Here is a 21,617-nt window from a genome sequence, read left to right on the forward strand (position 1 = left end):
CGGAAATACTGATTCCGGGGAACGCATTGGCAACTTATCCACAGATTTTGTAAGAGATCACACTATAGCCGAGGAATAAAAATAGCAGCACGCAGGAGAAAAAATTGCTGCTTCAACCCATTTTTATCGCTGTGATCGATGTAATAAAATCTATCAAACCCAATTCTCGGTTTATCGCCACTACCGCGCGCGCGTCCACTACAGTAAAACACTTGCATGGCTCTTGCCGGATTTGTTCCCCAACTGGACAACCGGAGGGCCGTAGGGAGCCTGCCCTATAAACAGGCGCGGCCGGCAATCGGGGTAGGAGCCGACGCCAGCCGCTTGATGAACCAACCGGGGCAAGCCCCAGCGCGAAAGGTCACACCATGCAAGTTGTTACCCATGAATCCGGCGAAAAGGCAACACAGCCTGAATTGCTGGCCTATTCAATTAAAGGCGCCAGAGCCGCCACGGGCCTTAGCCGTTCCATGATTTTTGAACTGATGGCGGCGGGCAAGCTGGAACGGGTCAAGATTGGCAAGCGGACCCTGATTCCAGCCAATAGCCTGCGGGCGCTTGTTAGCGGCGCCGCCGCCTGAAGCCGCGCCATGATAAACGAAAAGGGCGCCAACCCTAAAGCTGGCGCCCCTTGCGATTGCTTGCCCGGCGAACGCAAGGGATTCGATACCCGCTTCACCCGCGACGCGCAACGGCAGGCCAGCCGCTATCCCGGAACGCCGGGCGCAAAAGGCCAGGACGGCACAAGCCAAGACGCGGCCGCCGCCATGGCAACGCGGGCGCCATGCCTTCGATTGCTTGCTATGCGAACGCTAGCGCGGCTGGGAGAGGCAACAACGCTGGAGGCTGTGACGGCCGCCAAGGTGCCGCGCGAGGCCCTACAGCCCCGCCTAAGCGAATTGCGGGCCATGGGGCTGGTGGAGGCTACCGGCGCGCGCCGACAGAACCCATCGGGCAAGTGGGCGGCTGTGCTGCGGCTATCGGCCGAGGGCCGCGATATGCTGGGCCAAGGGGTCGCGCCATGACAAGCGCGGCGCCCTTCGGGCCGGTGCGAAAGATCCGATGGCTCACCGGCGCGGCTGGGCGCGGCGAATTAAGCCGAGCCGAACTGGCAACGCTGATAGTGCTAGCCGATCACGTGAACAGCGACACCGGCAAGGCATGGCCAGCCTATCCCCGAATCGCTGCGACGGCTGGCGTAACGGTGCGAACCGCCAAGCGGGCGATTGCCCGGCTAACCGCCCTTAAGCTGGTGACGATTGCCGAGCATGGAGGGCCGGGCCGATCAAACCGATACGGGCTAAACTGGCCACTTTTTGAGGCAACCGGGGATGGTGACACATGTGACACCATGCAACCCGCCATGGTGACACCTATGACCACCGATGGTGACACGGGTGGCACTGACATGGTGCCAAGGCTGACACCCAATCCTATCAATCCATCCGAGCAACAAGCGAAGGATGAGATTGATAGATCGCAAGCGGACGGCGCCAGCGCCGCTGCGCCCTTGGGGGCTTGCGGCTTGTCGCCGGCTGGGAAGGGCTATGCGGCTTTCTGGGCGGCTTGGGGGCGCCGCGTGACGGTTGCTGACACCGAACGGCTTATCGACGCTGCAATCGACGCTGGCGCCAATCTGGCGGACATTGTGGCGGGTGCCGAGCGTTTCCAGCGATATTGCACTGACACCGGCAAGCCTGCCCGCATGACGCCAGCCGCCTTTGTGAAGGGCCAAAAGTGGCGGGATGATTGGCAGCTAGTCCGCAACCCCAAAGCCGAGCCGGAAAAGCCGAAGGCCAAGGCGGGGAAGGGCGGCAAGTCAAAAGCCGTCCAGCCGGAAAAGAGGAAGCGAGCGGGCAAGCCAGTTTGGGAGTGGAACCCGGCAGAATCGGCGTGGAGCGAGCGTTATCGGGCCGAGGTCGTAAAGATAATGAAGCTGCACAACTGGGAGCGAATTGCCAACGGCCCAGAACTAGAAATTGCTAAAAAGGCTTTGGAGCCGTGGCTCAAGGCTAATCCTAGGCCGCCAGAATGGCGTAACCGATTAACTGGTGAATGTTGGGGCAAGTGCGGCGACAGTCGCCCCGCCGATGATTGGCGGCCGCCAGCAAGCGAAAGGCAAAGCTAATGGCAACCCGAAACAACGGCCCAGAAACGGGCAGGACGCCGGCTGGGCGCTTTGCGGCGGGCAATCCCGGCAGGCCGAAGGGCGCGCGCCATAAGGCCACTGTGGCGGCGCTGGCGCTATTGGACGGGCAGGCCCAGGCTTTGACACAACGGGCGGTGGAACTGGCCCTTGCTGGCGACACAACCGCATTGCGGCTTTGCTTGGAACGGCTGGTGCCGCCCCGGAAGGATGCGCCGATCACCTTCACCATGCCCGCCATGCAATGCGCGGCCGATACGGCAAAGGCGGCTGGCGCGGTTGTGGACGCGGTGGCGGCTGGTGAACTCACCCCAGCCGAAGGGGCGGCGGTTATGGGGCTGGTGGATGCCTTCCGGAAGGCGCTGGAAACAAGCGATTTGGAAAGCCGCCTAGCGGCACTGGAAGCGCGGCAATGACGCTTCGAACCCGGCTAAGGCGGTTGGAGGCCAAAGCCCCGGACGGCGCTGCGGATAGCCCTACCGTCATTTTCATATGTGACGGCGAAACCGGCGAACCGCGCGGCGCAATCTGGGCTGGCGGCGGTTGCGCGCGCGAAGATCACGAAACGGCCGATAGCTTCGAAGCGCGGGCCGATGCCATGGCTACCCAGCCGCTATCGCGCGCCTAATCCGGGGCGATTCCCAACCCATGTTTTAGGGATGGATTAGGGACGGGCCATTTTCGAAGCCGCTAAGCCATTGATTTTATGGCGCACCCGACAGGATTCGAACCTGTGACCTCTGCCTTCGGAGGGCAGCGCTCTATCCAGCTGAGCTACGGGTGCGGACGCTGCGCTGTTAGCAGCGGTTGCCGGTGCGCGCCAGCCTGATTCAGTTCGATGTCTTGGCCTTGGTCTTGCGCGGCTTTGGCGGCAACCGTTCGAATTTGCCGAGGCCGCAGGACGCACCCATGATGCCGGGATTGCCCTGCACGATCACCCGGATGATATCGACATTGCACAATTGCGGGATGGTGGTGCTGTAGGTGAAGGCGCGATTGAAATTGAGCCCCGGGCACGAACGCGCCAGCCGGCTGCGCCACACGCTGCCATCGCGCAGCTCGAAATCGATGGTTTGATCGTCCACAACCGTATTGCTGCGCACCTGCGTCAGCTGCAGGCAGTTGCGGGTTTCCGGCGGGGTGGCCGGCGCTGTGCTTTGCGCCAGGGCGGGGGCTGCGACCAGCAGCAGCGAAAGGGACAGGGGCAGGATGAGTGCGCGCATCGTTCGTCCTCCAACAGGGCAAGGCTGCAGCCCGGGCGCTGAACCGGCGCTGAACTTCACTGCACCAGCAACTGCTTTGCCTTGAACTGGCACAGATGTGCCACCGGGCAATCCAGGCATTTGGGGCTGCGCGCCGTGCAGACATAACGGCCGTGCAGGATCAGCCAATGATGGGCATGGCGCCGCCACGGCGCCTTCACCCGCTTCAGGATGCCGTTTTCCACCGCCAGCACTGTCTTGCCCGGGGCAAGGCCGGTGCGGTTGGCAAGGCGGAACACGTGGGTATCCACGGCGCAGGTCTCTTCGCCGAACAGCACGTTCACCACCACGTTCGCTGTCTTGCGGCCAACGCCGGGCAGGGTTTCCAGCACGTCGCGGCTGTGCGGCACCTCGCCGCCAAATTCCGCCACCAGCCGCCGCGACAGGGCGATGACGTTCTTTGCCTTGGCATTGAACAGGCCAATGGTGCGGATATGCTGCTTCAAGCCCTCCTCGCCCAGATCGAGCATCTGCTGCGGCGTGTGCACGGCTTCAAACAGGCGGCGCGTCGCCTTGTTCACCCCCACATCGGTGGCCTGGGCCGACAGCACGACCGCCACCAGCAGCTGATAGCCATTGCCATAGGCCAGTTCCGTTTCCGGTTCCGGGCGGGCGGCGGCCAGGATGCGGAAATATTCGTCGATTTCGGTCGCCGTCATCAGGCGTTGATAGGCTTTGGTCATGATGTCGCCCTTCTGCCAAACCGGCTGGCAGGGCAAGCCTTGAGCGAATAGGAAGTCCGGGTGCTGCTTGATCTCACCCTCACGCCGAATCGCTCGCTGCCGCGTGATCATGCGCGGCTGCTGATCCTTGCGATCGCCGGCCTGTTCCTGATCGGCTCCATCCGCTTCCTCATCCTCGGGCTGTGGCCGGTGATTCCGTTCATGATCGCCGATGTCGCCCTGCTGGCCTGGGCGTTCCGCAGCAATTACCGATCAGGCGGCGCGCGCGAACGGCTGGTACTGGTCGATGATGCGCTCACCCTCACCCGCATCGATCCGTGGGGCAAGGCGGTGGACGAGGTGCTGGAACCCTATTTCACCCGCGTCGACATCGAGGAAACGCCGCTGGGCGATGCGCTCTTGTTCCTTTCCGCGCGGGGGCGCCGGCTGCGGGTCGGGCATTTCCTGTCTGCGCCGGAGCGCCGCGAGGTGGGCGCCGTCATTCGCGAGGCGCTGGCCCGCTATCGCAATCAGAGGCCCAGCACATCGGCCATGGCGTAGCGGCCGGGCTTGCGGCCTGCCAGCCACTGCGCCGCCTTCAGCGCACCGCGGGCGAAGATGCTGCGGTTTTCGGCGCGGTGCCACAATTCGATGCGCTCGCCCTCGCTGGCCAGAAGCACCATGTGATCGCCGGCCGCACTGCCACCGCGCAAGCTGGCAAAGCCGATCTGGCCTTCCACGCGCGCGCCGGTGATGCCATCGCGGCCCCGATCGCTGTGCGTGGCCAGATCAACGCCACGGCCTTTTGCCGCCGCTTCGCCCAGCGCCAGCGCCGTGCCCGATGGCGCGTCCACCTTCAGCCGGTGGTGCAGTTCGGCAATCTCGATATCCCAATCCGGCCCCAGCGCGTGCGCGGCCTGTTCGACCAGCCGCGCCAGCAGGGTGACGCCCAGGCTGGTGTTGGCGGCCTGCAGCACGGCGATATCGCGGGCCGCGGTATCGATCAGGGCGTGATGCTCGGCCTCCAGCCCGGTGGTGCCCACCACCAGCGCGCAGCGGCCTTCCTGCGCCGCCTCGATACTCACCGGCAGCGCCGCGGGTGCCGAAAAATCGATCAGCACGTCGCACTTGTGGGCAATGGCGCCGATATTGGAACAGACGGTGAGCGTTTCGGGATGCCCCGGCCCGGCCGGGCGGCCACAACTGGCATGGCCGGCCCGCTCGACGGCACCAGCCAGCACCAGGCCGGGCCAATCCGACAAGGCCCCGATGATGGCCTGGCCCATGCGGCCCCCGGCGCCCAGCACGCCCACGCGGATCAACTTCCTGCTCATGCCGCCACCTTGGGCGATGCCGCGCCGGGGCGCAACTGCTCAGGCCTTCGCCGGCAGCCGCCGGCCCAGCCAGCCTGCCGCCGCCAGCGAGACGATCAGGCCGACCGGCAAGATCTCCGTCGCCGTCACCCCCATGCGCCACAGCGGCCGGGCATAATCACGGGCGAACTGCGCCGCTTCGGCCCTGGCCCTGGCGATGGTAGCGGCATCGCCGGTCTTCTCGGCTTCGGCCACCATGAAGCCGGCATATTCGGCGCCGAAATCCATGCCCGTAACGGCCAGCGCCGCCTCCCACGCCAGTACATAGAAGAGCGTGGCGATGAGCGTGATGCCCAGCCCCAGCGCCAGCGCCGGCCAAAAGCCGATCACCCCACCCAGCACGGTGTCGCGGTGGCGGCGGATGGCGATGACGATCATGGTGAAGGCCAGCAGCATCCCGGCATAGCCAATCGCCATGCCAACGGCGGGATCGGGAATATGCTCATTCAGGCCAACCGTTGTGCCAAACAACAGGCTGCCGACAATCAGGCCGGCGGCGAGGCCATAGCGGGTGATGGTGGTGATCATGCGCGTTCCCTTGTGCAGTGATGGTTGCGCCATCACTCACACACGGCAAGGGGGTGCCTGTCAGTCACCCAGATGGGTGATTTTCCGCACATCACCCGATAATCCCGAGGCTGCGCGCCCGTGCGATGGCCGCCGTGCGGCTGGTCGCGCCCAGTTTTTCATACAGCCGCGCCAGGTGCGTCTTCACCGTGTTGGGCGACACCTCCAGCGCCCGGGCGATCTCCTTGTTGGCCTGGCCAGCCGCCAGCAACCGCAGCACCTCCACCTCGCGCGGCGTCAGGCCCAGGCTGGCGATGGCGGCGGGATTGCCCGGTGGCGGTGCCGGCTTGTTCCACACCGCAAAGCCCAGCCACAGGCCCAGCCCAAGGAACAGGCCGGCCACCAGCAGCAACGCAACATCGCCAGTGTTGGTGCGGGCCATCCGCTGATAATCCGTCCACGCCAGCAGCAGCGCGCCCGCCGCCAGTGCCAGCCCCCACGCCAGCATCTGCCAGCCAAACCGCCACTGAATTCGTCGCCCCTTCATCACCCCCATTCAGCCACAGCTTGCAGCACTTCGCCAGCCGCTCCTATGGTGGCGGCGATGACTTTTCGTCCCGCCACCGCTGCCGATGCCGCCGCCATCGCCGCCCTGCACACGGCAAGCTGGCAGACGGCCTATGCCCATATCCTGGCGGCGAACTGGCTGGCCAACGACCTTGCCGCCGACCGCCAGCGCGTGTGGAGCGACCGCTTTACCGCGCCCGATCCCGCCATGCGGGTGTTGCTGGCAGAGGATCACGATGGCTTGGCCGGCTTTGTCTGCATCTTCCTTGCCGCTGATCCGCAGTGGGGCAGCCATGTCGACAATCTGCACGTCCGCCCCGGTCTGAAAGGCCAGGGCCTCGGCCGCCGCCTGCTCGCCGCCGCCGCGCGGATCGCGCTCAGCGAAACGCCGGGGCTGGGCCTCGATCTCCACGTCTATGCCGCCAACACCGCAGCACGCGGCTTCTATCGCCGCCTCGGCGGGCTCGAATCACTGGCCGAAAAGGAAGCCGCGCCCGACGGCAGCACCCAGGCCTATCAGCGCATCTGGTGGCCCGACCCGAAAGCGCTCACGGCATGAACATCGTCATCCTCACCGGCGCCGGCATTTCGGCCGAATCCGGCGTGCCCACTTTCCGCGCCGCCGATGGCCTGTGGGAAGGCCACCGCGTGGAAGATGTCGCCACCCCGCAGGCCTTCCGCCGCAACCCCACATTGGTGCAGCAATTCTACGACCAACGCCGCGCCTTCCTCGGCCAGGTGGTGCCCAATGCCGCCCACATGGCGCTGGCGCGGCTGGAGGCGGAGTGGAGCGGGGACTTCCTCCTCGTCACCCAGAATGTCGATGATCTGCACGATCGCGCCGGCCACAATCGCCTGCTACACATGCACGGCGAACTCAATTCCGCCCTCTGCACCCGCTGCGGCGCGGCGCGGCCCTGGCGCGGGCCGCTGCTCGGCGATCCCAAGTGCCCGGCCTGCGCTCAGGTGGGGTCCTTACGCCCCGATATCGTCTGGTTCGGCGAAATGCCCTACCACATGGACGAGATCAGCGCCGCCCTCAGCGCTTGCGACCTGTTCGTCTCCATCGGCACCTCCGGCGCGGTCTATCCGGCCGCCGGCTTCGTGCAATGGGCGCGCGAAGCCGGCGCGCGCACGCTGGAACTCAACCTGGAACAGTCGGCCGGCACGCCCCTATTCGACGAAGCCCGCCACGGCCCGGCCAGCGTGCTGGTGCCAGCGTGGGTGGAGGAGTTGCTGGGAGGGTAAAGTGAAGAGGGCCTCCGGCGGGCAGGGCCTGAGGCCCCGCACCCACTTTCGTTTTTGGTCCGCTCACATGTTTCATGAGCCCGTCATGCTGGCGGAGGCCAGCATCCATCTTGAACGCAAGCGCGATGGCCGGAGCCCCGATGCAACTATGGATGCTGGCCTTCGCCAGCATGACGGACGATTGGTGTTCGGCCACATCAAGTCAAACGGGTGCAGGGACTGCGTCCCTGCCCGCCGGTGGCATCCCTTTCTGTCACTCATCCAGCGCGCGGATATCCGGCTGCATCAGCTGGATGAACAGCAGCGCCGTCAGATACGCGCCGGCCGCGATGGCGAACATCGGCCAGTAGCCGACGCCGTTGGTGAGGCACCAGCCGGTCAGTTCGATGATGCCGGTGCCGGTGAGGTTGCCGGCCACCCCGCCCAGCGCCATCACCCCGGCGACGCGCGAAGTTGGCACGGTATCGGCGGCGAGGCCGAAGATGTTGGTGGAGAAGCCCTGATGGGCGAAGAGTGCCAGGCCGATGATGAGGGCGGCCGCGATTGGGCCGGGCGCATAAAGGGCGAGCGGGATGGGCAGGATCAGGATGGCGTAGAGGAACATGCTGGTCTTGCGCGCCTTGTTCACGCTCATGCCGCGTTTGAGCAGGGCCGGGAACAGGAAGCCGCAGCTGAAGGCGCCGAGGGCCGCCATGGTGAAGATGATGGCGTTGGGCTCGCCGACCTCGCCTTGCGAAAGCCCGAAGGTTTTCACCAGGAAGTCGGTGCTCCAGAACAGCACGAACCACCAGACGCAATCGGTGAGGGCCTTGGCGCCGACGACCGTCCAGGTGCGGTGATCTTTCAGCAGCGCGCCCCAGTTGCCGTCGAGCGCGGCTTTCTTGGCGACGTTGACGGGGGTGAGCGTGCGCGTGCTCAGCACCCAGAAGGCCAGCCAGACAAAGCCGAGTGCGCCGGTGACGATGAACGCCGATTGCCAGCCGAAGGCCAGCGCCAGCGGCGGGATCAGCAGCGGGGTGAGGATGGCGCCGATGTTGGGCGCGGTGTTGACGAGGCCGAGGCCCAGGCTGCGCTGGGTGAGCGGCAGATAGGTGGCGGCGGCTTTCACGGCGGCGGGTGTGTTGACGCTTTCGGCCACCGCCAGCACGGAGCGGGCGACGACGAACTGGCTCACGGTGGCGGCGGCGGCGTGGGCCATGCCGGCGGCGCTCCAGATCGCGACGGCGACGCCGTAGGCCCAGCGCACGCCGAACTTGTCGACAAACCAGCCCACGGCCAGCAGTGCGAAGGCGGCGGAGAGCTGGAACACGCTGCCCAAGTGGGCGAATTCCTGATCGGTCCAGCCGAATTCGGCTTCCAGCGTGGGTTTGAGCAGCGCCAGCACCTGGCGATCGACATAGTTCAGCGCCGTGCCGGCAAAGAGCAATGTGATCAGCAGCCAGCGCGCGCGGGCTTCAGCCTCTTCCCTCGTTGCCATCGCGCTCCCCCCAAGGCCGCCGGATCAGAAGTCCAGCTTGTCATAATGCTGTGGCGGCGGCAGGCCTTCCAGCCGTTCGGCCAGCAAGGGCCGGAACGTCGGGCGCGACTTGATCGCCGAATACCAGGTCTTGGCCGGTTCATGGCCATCCCATTCCAGACCGGCCAGATAATCCGCCACCGAAAGATGCGCCGCCGCCGCGATATCGGCCAGGCCGAACTGGCCGCCGCCCAGCCAGGCGCGGCGTTCGAGCAGGAAATCGATGTAGTCCAGGTGCATGTCTGCCATGCGGCTGGCGGCGCGGATGATGCCGCCATCGGGCGTGCCGCGCACCACGGCGCGCTTGTACATGCGCTCCCCCAACAGCGGCGCATTCACTTCGGCATAGAATTTCTGATCGAACCAGGCGCTGAGCCGCCGGGTTTCGGCACGATCTTCCGCCGTGCTGCCGATCAGCGGCGTGCGTTCCAGCGTTTCCTCGATATGTTCAAGGATGGCGGTCGAATCAGACAGCACCAGCGCATCGCGCTGCAGCACCGGCGTCTGCCCGGCCGGGTTGAGCGCGGTGAAGGCGGGGCGCTTTTCCCACGGCCGTTCCTGCACCAGTTCGTGCGTCACACCCTTCACCGCCAGCGCGAAACGCACCTTGCGGCTGAACGGGCACAGCGTGAAATGATAGAGACGCCACATTGCAAGCCTTGTCATAATCATCTTTGCCGTCTTGGGAAGGCCGCAGCCGCCCAACTGGCTTGTTGCAAATCATTCGCAACAACGCTAGCACGGCAAACATGAACCGGCGTTTCGCCCTATTGGCCCTGTGGGCGGTGTTGATGGCGCCGCTGGCCATGCTGTGGTGGCAGGCAGCCAGCCCGGATGCCGATCTGGATGCATTGGTGGCCGATACCGGCAATTGGGCGATGGCGTGGCTGGCAATTGCCGTGGTGATGACGCCGCTGGCCAAGCTGGGGCGGCCGCTGGCGCGCCTGTTGTGGCTGCGCCGCGCGGTGGGGCTGGCGGCCTTTGCGGCCAGCGTGGTGCATCTGTGGCTCTATGTGCTCGCCATGCGCGGTTTTGCCGAACCGGGCGGTGAATGGGCACTGATGGCGGATGAGGCGATGACGCCCGGCATCCTCACCGGCTGGATCGCGCTCGCCCTGATGCTGCCGCCGGCGCTGGCCAGCAATGATGCCGCGATGCGCCTGCTGCGCCGCGCTTGGAAGCCGGTGCAGCGCTTGGCCTGGCCAGCGGCAGCAGTGGCGCTGGCCCACATGGCCGTGGTGCATGATGCGGGTCGCCTGGCGATGGCAATCACTGGCCTCGTCGCCGGCCTGCAACTGGTTCGATTTTTCCCTGCAACCCGAAAGGTATGAAGATGCGCGTGATGATGATGGCGGCTCTGGCTGCAACGATGATGGCCGGCCCGGCGCTGGCTACCGGCAAGATCAAGTGCAATGTCGCCAAGACCGACATGAAGCCGATCGAGACGCTGAAGGCCGAACTGACCAGGCAGGGCTGGACCGTGGCCAAGGCGAAGGTCGATGGCGGCTGCTATGAAGTCTATGGCGTCCTGCCGGAAACCGGCCGTGTGGAGGCCTATTTCGATCCGGCGACGTTCGAGAAGCTGTACGTCGAACAGCGCGGCAAGGTGCTGTTCAAGAAGGGCTAAGCCTTGGCGGGCCGGGGCTTTGCCTTGCTTTGGGGCTTCGCCTTGGCCGGCTTGGCCGCCTTTGCCTTCAGCGCAGCCACTTCGGCTTCCAGCTCGTTGATGCGCAGCGCCTGGCGGACGACGATATCCTGCAGGGCGCTGGTATCCGGGCTCACCGGTGGCGGCTCCGCAGCCTTGGGCGGTTCCGGCGGGGTCGGCGGCTTGGCCGGTTCCGGCGTCACGATCTCGGCATCCACCACCGTATCGCGGTCGCGGAAAATGCCGGACTCGCGCGCCTTGCGGATCAGCGGCGCAGCCGCCACCGCCATCTGCATCAGGCTGTCGATCAGCGGATCATTGTTCTTGGCCATCATCGGGTCCTTCGACTGTCTTACAAGAATATAGCAGCGAAGGACCCGGTTTCAAGAGTTGGCCTATTCCGCCGCGATGCTGGCCGGGCTGTCGTTCAGCGGATGCGGCAGCCGGCTGACCATTTCCTTCGGGCACACCTGCCAGATCGCCGCGCGCGTGCGGTCCCATTCGGCGAGCAGGCCGGCGGCCCATTTGGACCCCGTCTCGGCGGCATGCTCCTCGATCAGCGCGTGAACATGCGCTTCCCAATGCGCCGACTCCAGCCGCTGCACGATCACGCTTTCGCGGTTCACCCGCCGCTCGAACTGGCCATCGCGATCCAGCACGAAGGCCATCCCGCCCGACATGCCGGCGCCAAAATTGTCGCCCGTCGGCCCCAGGATCACCGCGGTGCCGCCGGTCATGTACTCGCAGCCATTGGCGCCGCAGCCTTCCACCACCACGGTGGCGCCGCTGTTGCGCACGGCAAAACGCTCGCCCGCACGGCCGGCGGCAAAGAGTTTGCCGGCGGTGGCGCCATACAGCACGGTGTTGCCGATGATGGCATTGTCCTGGCTGGCCAGCGGGCTGGACGGGAAGGGTCGCACCACGATGGTGGCACCGGAAAGCCCCTTGCCGACATAGTCATTGGCCTCGCCGAACACTTCCAGCTTCACGCCCTGCACGGCAAAGGCGCCCAGCGACTGGCCGGCGGAACCGCGCAGCCGGATATGGACATGGCCGGGGCTGAGCGCCGTCATGCCGAACCGCCGCGTGATCTCGCCCGAAAGCCGCGTGCCCACCGCGCGGTGCGTGTTCCTGACCGTATAGGCCAGCTGCATCTTCTCACCGCCTTCGAACAGATGGCCGGCGTCGCGGATCATTTCCGCATCCAGGCTGTCCGGCACCGGGTTGCGGCCGGTGCCCAGGCCCCAGCGGCGCATGGCATCGGGCGCATCGACCTTGGCCAGCACCGGGTTCAAGTCGAGATCGTCCAGATGCTCCGCCCCGCGGCTGACCTGGCGCAGCAGTTCGGTGCGGCCGATCACGTCATCAAGGCTGCGGCAGCCAAGGCGCGCGAGGATTTCGCGCACTTCCTCGGCGATGAAGCTCATCAGGTTGATGACCTTTTCCGGGCTGCCGTCGAACTTGCCGCGCAGCGCTTCGTCCTGCGTGCAGACGCCCACCGGGCAGGTGTTCGAATGGCACTGGCGCACCATGATGCAGCCCATGGCGACCAGGCTCATCGTGCCGATGCCATACTCCTCCGCACCCAGAATTGCAGCGATCACCACGTCGCGGCCGGTCTTCAGGCCGCCATCGGCGCGCAGCTTCACCCGGTGGCGCAGGCCATTGAGGGTGAGCACCTGATTGACTTCGGACAGGCCCATTTCCCACGGCGTGCCGGCATATTTGATGCTGGTCTGCGGGGACGCGCCGGTGCCGCCAACATTGCCGGAAATCAGGATGGCATCGGCGTGCGCCTTGGCGACGCCAGCCGCCACCGTGCCGATGCCGGCGCTGCTCACCAGCTTCACGCAGACGCGGGCACGGGTGTTGATCTGCTTCAGATCGTAGATCAGCTGGGCCAGATCCTCGATCGAATAGATGTCGTGGTGCGGCGGCGGGCTGATCAGCGTCACGCCCGGCGTCGAGTGACGCAGCTTGGCGATCAGCTCGGTCACCTTGAAGCCGGGCAGCTGCCCGCCCTCGCCGGGCTTGGCGCCCTGGGAGACCTTGATCTCGATTTCCTCGCAGGCGTTGAGATACTCCGCCGTCACGCCAAAGCGGCCGCTGGCGATCTGCTTGATCACGCTGTTGGCGTTGTCGCCATTGGCATAAGGCTTGAAGCGGATCGGGTCCTCGCCGCCTTCACCCGAAACCGCCTTGGCGCCGATGCGGTTCATGGCGATCGCCAGCGTTTCGTGCGCTTCCGGTGACAATGCGCCCAGGCTCATGCCCGGCGTCACGAAGCGCTTGCGGATTTCGGTGACGGATTCGACCGATTCGATCGGCACGGCCTTGGTGCCGGGCACGAAATCCAGGAGGTCACGCAGCGAAATCGGCGGCAGCGCCTGCACGCCGCGGCTGAACTTCTGATAGTCGGAATAGCTGTCGCGGCTCACCGCCGTCTGCAGCAGGTGGATCAGCTGGGCATTCCAGGCATGCGCCTCGCCATTGGCGCGCCAGCGATAAAGGCCGCCCACCGGCAGGGCGATCACATCCTCATCCCACGCCTTTTCGTGGCGCATCTGGGCGTTGACGAACAGCGATTCAAAGCCCTCGCCGGAAATCTTGGCCGGCATGCCGGGGAAGAAATCATTGACCAGCGCCCGGCTCAGCCCAACCGCTTCGAAATTATAGCCGCCACGATAGGAGGAGATCACCGCGATCCCCATCTTGGCCATGATCTTCAACAGGCCGTCGTCCACCGCCTTCTTGTAGCGGGCGATGCATTCATCCAGCGTCAGGCTGCCGAACAGGCCGCGCGCGTGGCGATCGGTAATGGCTTCCTGCGCCAGATAGGCGTTCACCGTGGTGGCGCCCACACCGACCAGCACCGCGAAATAATGCGTGTCGAGCGCTTCGGCGGCGCGCACGTTGATGCTGGCGTAGGTTCTGAGGCCCTTCCTCACGAGGTGCGTATGCACGCCCGCCGTGGCGAGGATCATGGCGATGCCGGCTTGGCGAGCAGACTGATGCTCATCCGTGAGGAACAATTGCGTCTTGCCCTGCCGCACGGCGGTTTCCGCCTCGGCGCGCACGCGCGCGATGGCAGCGCGCAAGGCTCCGGGGCCGCCAGTGATATCGAACGTGCAGTCGATCTCGGCGACCTGACGGCCAAAATGGCCCTTCAGCAGATGCCAGTCGCGGTTGGACAGCACGGGGCTGTCCATCACCATCACGCCGGCCTGGGTGGCTTCGTCGTCCAAAATGTTGGTCAGGTTCGAAAAGCGCGTCTTCAGGCTCATCACGCCGGTTTCGCGCAGGCTGTCGATCGGCGGGTTGGTGACCTGGCTGAAATTCTGCCGGAAGAAGTGCGACAGGTTGCGGGCGTTTTCGGAAATCACCGCCAGCGGCGCGTCATCGCCCATGGAGCCAACGGCTTCCTTGGCATCCTCCACCATGGGGGCGAGGATCAGCTCCATGTCTTCCAGCGTCTGGCCGGCGGCGACCTGGCGGCGGCGCAGCATGTCGCGATCGAAGGCCGCGGCCGGCTCCGGCTTGGCGCGGCCCGGCAGATCCTCGAAATTGGTGAAGCCGGCCACCAGCGACGCATAATCCTGCGCGCCGGCCACCTTGGCCTTGATCTCGGCATCCGCGTAGAACTTCGACGGCGCCGCATCCAGGTCCACCGCGATCATCTCACCGGGGCCAAGCGCGCCCTTCTTCACGACATCGCCTTCCGGCACCACCACCATGCCGGCTTCGGAACCGGTGATCAGGAGGCCATCGCGGGTGAGGCAATAGCGCATCGGCCGCAGCGCGTTGCGATCGAGGCCGGCCACCACCCAGCGGCCATCCGTCATCGCCAGCGCCGCCGGTCCGTCCCACGGCTCCATCAGCGACGCGAAGAAGGCATACATGGCGCGCGTGGCGGGATCGAGGCTGGCATCACGCTGCCAGGCCTGCGGGATCAGCATCAGCTTGGCGGTCGGCGCATCGCGGCCGGAGCGCACAAAGGCTTCGAACACCGCATCCAGCGCCGCCGTGTCCGACGCGCCGGCGGGGATCAGCGGCTTGATGTCTTCCGAATGTTCGCCGAACGCGGCGGCGGCCATCTTGATCTCGTGGCTCTTCATCCAGTTCGAATTGCCGCGGATCGTGTTGATCTCGCCATTGTGCGCGAGGCAGCGGAACGGCTGCGCCAGCCACCATTGCGGGAAGGTGTTGGTGGAATAACGCTGGTGATAGATGGCAAAGCGCGAAACGAAACGTTCGTCGTTGAGATCGGGATAGAAGACGCTCAGCGATTCAGCGAGAAACAGGCCCTTGTAGATCAGGGTCCGGCACGACAGCGAGCAGAAATAGAAACCCTGGATCTGGGCCTCGATCACCTTCTTCTCGATGCGGCGACGGATGAGATAGAGATCCTTCTCGAACCGGTCCTTGGCATCCTCGCCATCTGGCTTCGGGCCGGCGATCATGATCTGCTCGATCTCGGGCCGGCTCTGCATCGCCTTGTCGCCGATGCAGCTGATATCTACCGGCACCTGGCGCCAGCCATAGACCTTGTAGCCAAAGCCGATGATTTCGGATTCGACGATGGTGCGGCAGGCTTCCTGCGCGGCCAGATCGGTGCGCGGCAGGAAGACCTGACCCACGGCCAGCAGGCCGGCGACCGGCTTCTGGCCGTGGCGTTCGACATGTTCGTGGAAGAAATCCACCGGGATTTCGACCAATATGCCCGCACCATCGCCGGTCTTGCCATCGGCATCGACGGCGCCGCGGTGCCACACCGCCTTCAGCGCATCGATGGCGGCGGTGACGACCCGGCGCTGCGGCCGGCCATCGGTGGCCGCCACCAGGCCCACGCCGCAGGCATCGCCTTCCAGTTCGGGGCGATACATGCCGACATCGGCAATCCGGGCGCGTTCCTCGGCCGAAGCGGTGAAGGGCACAGGGCTGTGGGTCATGGCTTGCCTGCCGGTTGCGGGTTGCTGTTGAGCGGGGCGAGGGCAGCCCCGATGCGCTTGGCATTGGCCTGCATGGCGGCATCGATCTTGGCGCCGATCAATTGGCCATTGGCATTGGCGATGGCGGCGGCAACGGCCGGCTCCTTGCGCAGCAAGGCCTGGCCGAGCGCGCTGCGATAGAAGACCAGCATCGCATCCAGCTCGGCCTTGGTGAACTGGCGGGCATAGGCCTGGGTGGCGGCATTGATGACACCGTTCAGGTTCTGGTTGACGACGCCCTGGGCTACCTCGGCCTGGATGGCGCCGGCCTTGGCCAGTACCGGATCAAATTTCGCCTTGTTGGCCTGATAGGCCGGGACGAAACCCGGCTGCTGGGCCAGCATGGCGCGCATCACGGCGCCAGTCTTCATCTGGGCGATGCTCTGCGCCATCTGCTGCTGCAGTTTCGCCTTCAGACCCAGTTGCGCCACCACCGCGGCGGCGGCTTGCAGCGTCGCCGGATCGGCGGGACGCGCCGGGGCCTTGGCTTGGGCAAGGGCCGTGCCGGAAAGCCCAAGGGCAGCGATCGTGGCGATCAGGGTCTTCATCTTTGGAAATCCTTTGGAAAGCGCGGGCATGATCAGGCGGCCTGCGCCGCTGCACCGGCCAAGGCACCAGCCTTGGCGCGCAGATACTGGTGCATCGCGGCGGCCACGTCACGCCCGTCGCGCACGGCCCACACCACCAGCGACGCGCCGCGCACGATATCTCCGGCAGCAAACACGCCGTCCATCCCGGTCATCATCGTCTTGTGATCGATGCGCACCGTGCCCCAGCGCGTTACCGGCAGTTCGGGCGCGCCAAACAGGCCGGGCAGATCCTCGGCATCGAAGCCCAGCGCCTTGATCACCAGATCGGCCGTGCTGGTGAAGTGATTGTCGGCATCCGGCTCGGGCGCACGGCGGCCATCCGGGCCGGGCTGGCCCAGGCGCATGGCCTGCGCCACCACGCCGGTGGGCGTGATCTGGGCGGGTGCTGCAAGCCAGACGAATTCCACGCCCTCTTCCTCGGCATTGGCCACTTCGCGGGCCGAACCCGGCATGTTGGCACGGTCGCGGCGATAAAGACATTTCACGCTGGCAGCGCCCTGGCGGATGGCGGTGCGCACGCAATCCATGGCAGTGTCGCCACCGCCGATCACCACGACATGCTTGCCCGCGGCATCGAAACCGCCCGGCAATTCGTCGCCAAAGCCGGCCTTGTTGGCAGCGATCAGATAATCCAGCGCTTCCATCGTCGTCGGCCCATCGGCGCCCGGCACCGCGACCTGGCGGGCCTTGTAGACCCCCGTCGCAATCAGCACCGCATCATGGCGCTCGCGCAGATCGGCCAGGCTGGCATCACGGCCCACGGCGAAATCCTGGTGGAACTGCACGCCGCCTTCGCGCAACCGCTCGACGCGACGCATCACCACCGGCTTTTCCAGCTTGAAGCCCGGGATGCCATAGGTGAGCAGCCCACCGGCGCGATCGTGCCGATCATAGACATGCACCTGGTAGCCCTTCACCCGCAGTGCCTCGGCGGCGGTGAGGCCGGCCGGGCCGGCGCCGATGATGGCGACGCTCTGGCCCGAACGGTCGGCGACAGGCGCCAGCGGCTTCACCCAGCCCTGTTCCCAGGCGTTATCGGTCAGGAACTTCTCCACCGAACCGATGGTAACGCTGCCGAACCCGGGTTCGATCACGCAATTGCCTTCGCACAGCCGGTCCTGCGGGCAGATGCGGCCGCAGATTTCCGGCATGGCGTTGGTGGCGGCCGACACTTCATAGGCTTCCTGCAAACGGCCTTCCGCTGTCAGCTTCAGCCAGTCGGGGATGTTGTTCTGCAACGGGCAATGCACCTGGCAGAAGGGCACGCCGCACTGGCTGCAGCGCCCGGCCTGCTCTTCGGCCTTGGCGAGGATATAGGGGCGGCTGATCTCCAGGAAATCATGGGCGCGTTCATCGGCCGACCGCTTGGCCGGATAGGCCTGGTCGCGCTCGACGAACTTCAGCAATTTTGTTGCGGCCATGGTCGCGTATCCTTTCGTTCGGATGCGCGAAACCACAAGCACCGGCGCTTGTCACGTGAAAAGCGGCAAATAGGGCAGTATTTCTTCCCTAAATCCGGCTAATCCGTGCGATTCCGGCGGTGTAGCTGCCGTTTTATGGCCGTTTCGGCCCTATCTCATCGTCAGCCACACCAGGGCGGCGCTGCCGGCGATGATTCGATACCAGGCAAAAGGCGCGAAGCCAAAGCGGCTGACCAGCGCGACAAAGCCCTTCACCACCGCCAGCGCCACCACGAAGCTGACGGCAAAGCCGATGCCGATGGCCGACAGGTTGGAGGCATCGAGCGTGTCACGGTTCTTCCACAACATCAGCACCGTGGCACCCGAAATGGTCGGCACGGCGAGGAAGAAACTGAACTCCGCCGCCGTCTTGCGGTCCACCCCCAGCAACAGCGCTGCCATGATGGTTGCGCCCGAACGCGACACGCCGGGAATCATGGCGACGCATTGGCCCAGCCCGATGAGCAGCGAATTGCGCGTCGTCAGCGCCTCGACGCCGAACAGCTTGGGCACGGTCATGCGCCGCTCGATCCACAGGATCGCAAAGCCGCCCACGATCAGCGACACGGCGACGGTCGTGGGGCTTTCCAGCAGCGCCTCCACCGCCTTGATGAACAGCACGCCCATGATCGCCGCCGGCAGAAAGCCCAGGAAGACGTTGCGGATGAAGGCAAAGGCCGTGGGCTCCCGCACCAGCAGGCCCTTGGCCACCCCCATGAACCGCCCCCAATAGGCCACCAGCACTGCCAGGATCGCGCCCGATTGGATGGCGATATCGAAGGTCGCCCCGGCTTCGCCCGAAAAGCCGAGCAGCTCGCCGGCCAGGATCAGGTGGCCGGTGGAGGACACCGGGAGATATTCCGTCAGCCCCTCGACAATGCCGAGCAGGATGATGGTGAGCAGATCAGGCTGGTTCACGCCGCCGCCGGCTTGGCAAAGCGGCCACCGCGGCGGAAGCGCAGCATCATTTCGGGCAGATAGGCGGCCAGCGGGGTGGGCGTGATGCCCAGATCCCTGAGGCCCGGCATGCCGGCTGCGCAGATATTGCCCTGCTTCAGCATCGCCAGCTGATCGCTGTTCATCGGCATCATCGGCAACAGGTCGCCCAGCTTGGCCAGCAGGCCCGAGGTGAAATCAGAGAAAGGCACCACCGGGCGATCAAGGCCGGACAGGTCGGAAATCAGCTGCAATATGGCGGTGAAGCTCAGCACGTCCGGCCCGCCCAGTTCATAGGTGCGGCCGCGCGCAGCCACGCCTTGCAGCGCCGCCAGCACGGCTTCGGCCACATCGCGCACATAGACCGGCTGGAACAGGCTGTTGCCGCAGATGGCCGGCAGGAACGGCGAAACGCGCGCCATGCCGGCAAAGCGATTGAAGAAATCATCTTCCGGTCCGCCCACCAGGCTGGGGCGCAGGATGGTCGCAAACGGCAGCGCGCCGAGCACCTGCTGCTCACCTTCGCCCTTGGACCGGGCATAAGGGATCGGGCTGGCGGCATCGGCGCCAATGGCGGAAACCTGCACATAGGCCTGCACACCGGCAGCGGCGGCGGCGCGCGCAGCCCGGCCGGCGCCTTCGGCCTGCAACGCCGCAAAGCGCTGATTGCCGCTTTCGGCGAGGATACCGACCAGGTTGACGCCGGCCACCGCGCCGGCAAAGGCCGCGGCCATATCGGCGTCGGATCGGATATTGCCGGTCACCACCTGGATCTGGCCGAGATCGCCGAGCGGCTTCAGCAGCAGCGCGCTATCGGCATGGCGCGAAACGGCGCGCACGCGAAAGCCGGCCTTGGCCAGTTCCTCCACCACATAGCGGCCGATGAAGCCGGCACCGCCGACGACGGTAACCAGGCCGCCGCGCGGGAGCGGCGAAAACATGTGTGCGCTGTCTTGCTCGGTCATGCCGGCGATTTAGCCGCTGGCGACGGGCTTGTCTTGGCCCTTCTTGCCCCACGGCGCTGCAGGGACGGAAAAAATGCACCCAACCTGCCGCAGCGATTGACAAGCCCCGATTCCACCCATATCAGCCGCCGCCTACCCCGTGCCCAGATGGCGGAATTGGTAGACGCACCAGCTTCAGGTGCTGGCGCTCGCAAGGGCGTGGAGGTTCGAGTCCTCTTCTGGGCACCATCACCCCGGCCGCCAGCGGCCGCCGGGGATTGAAAAAACCCTGAAAATCAGTTAGGTTAGCCCTCGCAGTGACCGCCTGTGTTCGCCGACATCCGTCGGCAGGCGCAGTTTTCTGGGGGCCTTTCTGGGGGCCTTTTTCCCGGCGGTCTTGCAGCCAGGCTGCGAGGGTGAACCGATGGCGCTGACAGATACCACGATCAAGTTGGCCAAGGCCGGCGTGGCCGATCGGAAGCTGGCTGATGAAAAGGGGCTCTATTTGCTGATAACGACCAGCGGTTCAAAGCTGTGGCGACTAAAGTATCGGATCGCCGGCAAGGAAAAGAAGCTAGCACTCGGCAGCTATCCTGACGTTGGCTTGAAAGAGGCCCGCGCCCGTCGCGACGCTGCCCGCACGGCGGCAGAAGCCGGGAATGATCCGGCTGCGGCCAAGCGCGAGGCGCGCATCGCCCGAAAATTTGCTTCGGCCAATACCTTTGGCGCAATCGCCGAAGAGTTCATCGCGAAGCTGGAGGCGGAGAACAAGGCTGACATTACCATCGCCAAAACCCGTTGGCTGCTGTCGAAGCTTTCGCCGTCGCTGGGTAAACGGCCAATCGCCGAAATCTCACCGCATGAATTGCTCGCTGTGCTGAAAGCCGCCGAAGGCAAAGGCCAGCGCGAAACAGCTCGGCGACTAAGGTCGTTTTCCAGCCGGGTATTCCGATATGCCGTTGTGACGGCACGGGCCACCATCGATCCAGCGCAACCGCTGCAGGGCGCACTGATTGCACCAACGGTAACGCACCGCGCTGCGATCATTGAGCCTGTGGCCTTTGGCGCGCTCTTGCGGGCGATCGATGCATATGCCGGTCAGCCGGTAACACAACTGGCGCTGCGCTTTACGGCTCATGTGTTTCAGCGGCCCGGCGAAATCCGCAAAGCAGAATGGGCAGAGATCGATTTTGACAAGGCGGTCTGGACAATCCCGGCGGCGCGCATGAAACAGCGCCAGGCGCACCGGGTGCCGCTGTCAAAGCAGGCTATCGCCATCCTGAACGAAGCCAAAGCTTTGACCGGCGATGGCCGTTTCATTTTTCCGAAGCTTGGGTCGCCGTTGAAGCCAATGTGCGAGAACGCAATCAATCAGGCGCTGCGCCGCATGGGCTTTGGCAAGACTGAAATGACCGCCCACGGCTTTCGATCGACAGCATCGTCTTTGCTGAATGAAAGTGGCAAGTGGAACCCGGACGCGATCGAACGAGCCTTGTCTCACGCCGACAGCGACCAGGTGCGATCTGCATATCATCGCGGCGCGCATTGGGCGGAGCGGGTCGAGATGGCGCAATGGTGGAGCGACCATCTGGACACATTACGGAAAGGTGCTGAAATCGTTCCCATTACTGTGGCGCGGGCCAGCTGAGCCATTGGCAGGAGCGAATGGACATCGCGCAATGGCGGACGGACCATCTCGATGTCCTCCGCAATAGGGCGGAGGTGATGCCAATTAGGGCGCTCAGTTAGCAACGGGTGACATCGTACCCCCTG

At 65.2% G+C, this 21,617-nt stretch carries 23 protein-coding genes and 2 tRNA genes; 11 read left to right on the plus strand and 14 right to left on the minus strand.

The annotated features are described in order from the left end of the window. The first annotated feature begins 368 nt into the window (after positions 1-368). From D619_RS17870 to D619_RS0108420, 4 genes are read left to right on the plus strand one after another with little or no spacing between them, the layout of a single operon-like run. The gene (locus D619_RS17870) at positions 369-581 is read left to right on the plus strand and encodes a DNA-binding protein (RefSeq protein ID WP_152417370.1); all 213 of its coding nucleotides are present in this window, start codon (positions 369-371) and stop codon (positions 579-581) included. Between the two features lie 60 nt (positions 582-641). Beyond that, positions 642-1,025, plus strand: a complete 384-nt coding sequence (locus D619_RS16135) for a hypothetical protein (protein ID WP_193743278.1) — start codon at positions 642-644, stop codon at positions 1,023-1,025. After that, a complete protein-coding gene (locus D619_RS0108415) occupies positions 1,022-2,128 on the plus strand; it encodes a helix-turn-helix domain-containing protein (protein WP_081587102.1) in 1,107 nt (368 codons plus the stop codon). Before D619_RS16135 ends, D619_RS0108415 begins: the two co-directional genes overlap by 4 nt. Continuing rightward, positions 2,128-2,562, plus strand: a complete 435-nt coding sequence (locus D619_RS0108420; RefSeq protein WP_017668143.1) for a hypothetical protein — start codon at positions 2,128-2,130, stop codon at positions 2,560-2,562. Before D619_RS0108415 ends, D619_RS0108420 begins: the two co-directional genes overlap by 1 nt. A gap of 291 nt (positions 2,563-2,853) precedes the next feature. Here D619_RS0108420 and D619_RS0108430 read toward each other — a convergent pair. The 3 genes from D619_RS0108430 to nth all read right to left on the minus strand — a co-directional run bounded on the left by D619_RS0108430 (position 2,854) and on the right by nth (position 4,067). Then, positions 2,854-2,930 (minus strand) — tRNA-Arg (locus D619_RS0108430). A 46-nt stretch (positions 2,931-2,976) separates the two neighbouring features. Next, positions 2,977-3,369: a hypothetical protein gene (locus D619_RS0108435; RefSeq protein ID WP_017668145.1), complete on the minus strand. Its 393-nt coding sequence runs from the start codon at positions 3,367-3,369 to the stop codon at positions 2,977-2,979. Positions 3,370-3,425: 56 nt separating this feature from the next. Further along, a complete protein-coding gene (gene nth, locus D619_RS0108440) occupies positions 3,426-4,067 on the minus strand; it encodes an endonuclease III (protein ID WP_026090862.1) in 642 nt (213 codons plus the stop codon). 84 nt (positions 4,068-4,151) lie between these two features. On the opposite strand from nth, the gene D619_RS16140 reads away from it, so the two are divergent. Beyond that, positions 4,152-4,631 (plus strand): DUF2244 domain-containing protein, encoded by a 480-nt coding sequence (locus D619_RS16140; protein WP_017668147.1) that lies wholly within the window; start codon positions 4,152-4,154, stop codon positions 4,629-4,631. On the opposite strand, the gene dapB is transcribed toward D619_RS16140, so the two are convergent. The 3 genes from dapB to D619_RS0108460 all read right to left on the minus strand — a co-directional run bounded on the left by dapB (position 4,601) and on the right by D619_RS0108460 (position 6,497). After that, complete coding sequence (gene dapB / locus D619_RS0108450) at positions 4,601-5,392, minus strand: 4-hydroxy-tetrahydrodipicolinate reductase (RefSeq protein WP_026090863.1); 792 nt, start codon at positions 5,390-5,392, stop codon at positions 4,601-4,603. The two genes, D619_RS16140 and dapB, sit on opposite strands and share 31 nt — an antisense overlap. Before the next feature lie 51 nt (positions 5,393-5,443). Beyond that, the gene (locus D619_RS0108455; protein WP_026090864.1) at positions 5,444-5,971 is read right to left on the minus strand and encodes a DUF4199 domain-containing protein; all 528 of its coding nucleotides are present in this window, start codon (positions 5,969-5,971) and stop codon (positions 5,444-5,446) included. Positions 5,972-6,062: 91 nt separating this feature from the next. Continuing rightward, positions 6,063-6,497: a response regulator transcription factor gene (locus D619_RS0108460; protein ID WP_033373281.1), complete on the minus strand. Its 435-nt coding sequence runs from the start codon at positions 6,495-6,497 to the stop codon at positions 6,063-6,065. Positions 6,498-6,554: 57 nt separating this feature from the next. Here D619_RS0108460 and D619_RS0108465 point away from each other — a divergent pair, with 57 nt between their 5' ends. Together D619_RS0108465 and D619_RS0108470 are read left to right on the plus strand one after the other, a co-directional pair. Then, complete coding sequence (locus D619_RS0108465) at positions 6,555-7,076, plus strand: GNAT family N-acetyltransferase (RefSeq protein WP_033373283.1); 522 nt, start codon at positions 6,555-6,557, stop codon at positions 7,074-7,076. Further along, positions 7,073-7,765 (plus strand): NAD-dependent deacylase, encoded by a 693-nt coding sequence (locus D619_RS0108470; protein ID WP_017668152.1) that lies wholly within the window; start codon positions 7,073-7,075, stop codon positions 7,763-7,765. The genes D619_RS0108465 and D619_RS0108470 overlap by 4 nt, the downstream gene beginning before the upstream one ends. 253 nt (positions 7,766-8,018) lie before the next feature. Here the strand turns inward: D619_RS0108470 and D619_RS0108475 are convergent, their stop codons facing one another. Both D619_RS0108475 and D619_RS0108480 read right to left on the minus strand, forming a co-directional pair. Continuing rightward, positions 8,019-9,242, minus strand: a complete 1,224-nt coding sequence (locus D619_RS0108475) for an MFS transporter (RefSeq protein WP_017668153.1) — start codon at positions 9,240-9,242, stop codon at positions 8,019-8,021. Positions 9,243-9,266: 24 nt separating this feature from the next. Then, the gene (locus D619_RS0108480; protein WP_017668154.1) at positions 9,267-9,932 is read right to left on the minus strand and encodes a glutathione S-transferase family protein; all 666 of its coding nucleotides are present in this window, start codon (positions 9,930-9,932) and stop codon (positions 9,267-9,269) included. Between the two features lie 98 nt (positions 9,933-10,030). On the opposite strand from D619_RS0108480, the gene D619_RS16145 reads away from it, so the two are divergent. Both D619_RS16145 and D619_RS0108490 read left to right on the plus strand, forming a co-directional pair. Next, entirely contained in the window at positions 10,031-10,612 is a 582-nt protein-coding gene (locus tag D619_RS16145) for a ferric reductase-like transmembrane domain-containing protein (RefSeq protein WP_017668155.1), read from the plus strand. A gap of 11 nt (positions 10,613-10,623) precedes the next feature. Next, positions 10,624-10,908 carry a PepSY domain-containing protein gene (locus tag D619_RS0108490; RefSeq protein WP_243442624.1) on the plus strand — a complete coding sequence of 95 codons (285 nt, stop codon included), beginning with the start codon at positions 10,624-10,626 and terminating at the stop codon, positions 10,906-10,908. Here D619_RS0108490 and D619_RS16150 read toward each other — a convergent pair. The 6 genes from D619_RS16150 to D619_RS0108520 all read right to left on the minus strand — a co-directional run bounded on the left by D619_RS16150 (position 10,905) and on the right by D619_RS0108520 (position 19,841). Continuing rightward, positions 10,905-11,258, minus strand: a complete 354-nt coding sequence (locus D619_RS16150) for a hypothetical protein (RefSeq protein ID WP_193743279.1) — start codon at positions 11,256-11,258, stop codon at positions 10,905-10,907. The two genes, D619_RS0108490 and D619_RS16150, sit on opposite strands and share 4 nt — an antisense overlap. Positions 11,259-11,321: 63 nt before the next feature. Then, entirely contained in the window at positions 11,322-15,875 is a 4,554-nt protein-coding gene (gltB, locus tag D619_RS0108500) for a glutamate synthase large subunit (protein WP_017668158.1), read from the minus strand. Beyond that, positions 15,872-16,462, minus strand: a complete 591-nt coding sequence (locus D619_RS0108505; protein WP_017668159.1) for a DUF2059 domain-containing protein — start codon at positions 16,460-16,462, stop codon at positions 15,872-15,874. Before D619_RS0108505 ends, gltB begins: the two co-directional genes overlap by 4 nt. Positions 16,463-16,494: 32 nt before the next feature. Continuing rightward, a complete protein-coding gene (locus D619_RS0108510) occupies positions 16,495-17,925 on the minus strand; it encodes an NAD(P)-dependent oxidoreductase (RefSeq protein ID WP_017668160.1) in 1,431 nt (476 codons plus the stop codon). 150 nt (positions 17,926-18,075) lie between these two features. After that, the gene (locus tag D619_RS0108515; RefSeq protein ID WP_017668161.1) at positions 18,076-18,882 is read right to left on the minus strand and encodes an undecaprenyl-diphosphate phosphatase; all 807 of its coding nucleotides are present in this window, start codon (positions 18,880-18,882) and stop codon (positions 18,076-18,078) included. After that, positions 18,879-19,841 carry a complex I NDUFA9 subunit family protein gene (locus D619_RS0108520; RefSeq protein WP_017668162.1) on the minus strand — a complete coding sequence of 321 codons (963 nt, stop codon included), beginning with the start codon at positions 19,839-19,841 and terminating at the stop codon, positions 18,879-18,881. Before D619_RS0108520 ends, D619_RS0108515 begins: the two co-directional genes overlap by 4 nt. A gap of 165 nt (positions 19,842-20,006) precedes the next feature. On the opposite strand from D619_RS0108520, the gene D619_RS0108525 reads away from it, so the two are divergent. Both D619_RS0108525 and D619_RS0108530 read left to right on the plus strand, forming a co-directional pair. Next, positions 20,007-20,093, plus strand: a tRNA-Leu gene (locus D619_RS0108525). Positions 20,094-20,268: 175 nt separating this feature from the next. Then, positions 20,269-21,492 carry an integrase arm-type DNA-binding domain-containing protein gene (locus tag D619_RS0108530; protein ID WP_017668163.1) on the plus strand — a complete coding sequence of 408 codons (1,224 nt, stop codon included), beginning with the start codon at positions 20,269-20,271 and terminating at the stop codon, positions 21,490-21,492. Positions 21,493-21,617: the final 125 nt, after the last annotated feature.

Origin of the sequence: Sandarakinorhabdus sp. AAP62 (assembly GCF_000331225.1) — a bacterium.
Taxonomy (GTDB): domain Bacteria; phylum Pseudomonadota; class Alphaproteobacteria; order Sphingomonadales; family Sphingomonadaceae; genus Sandarakinorhabdus.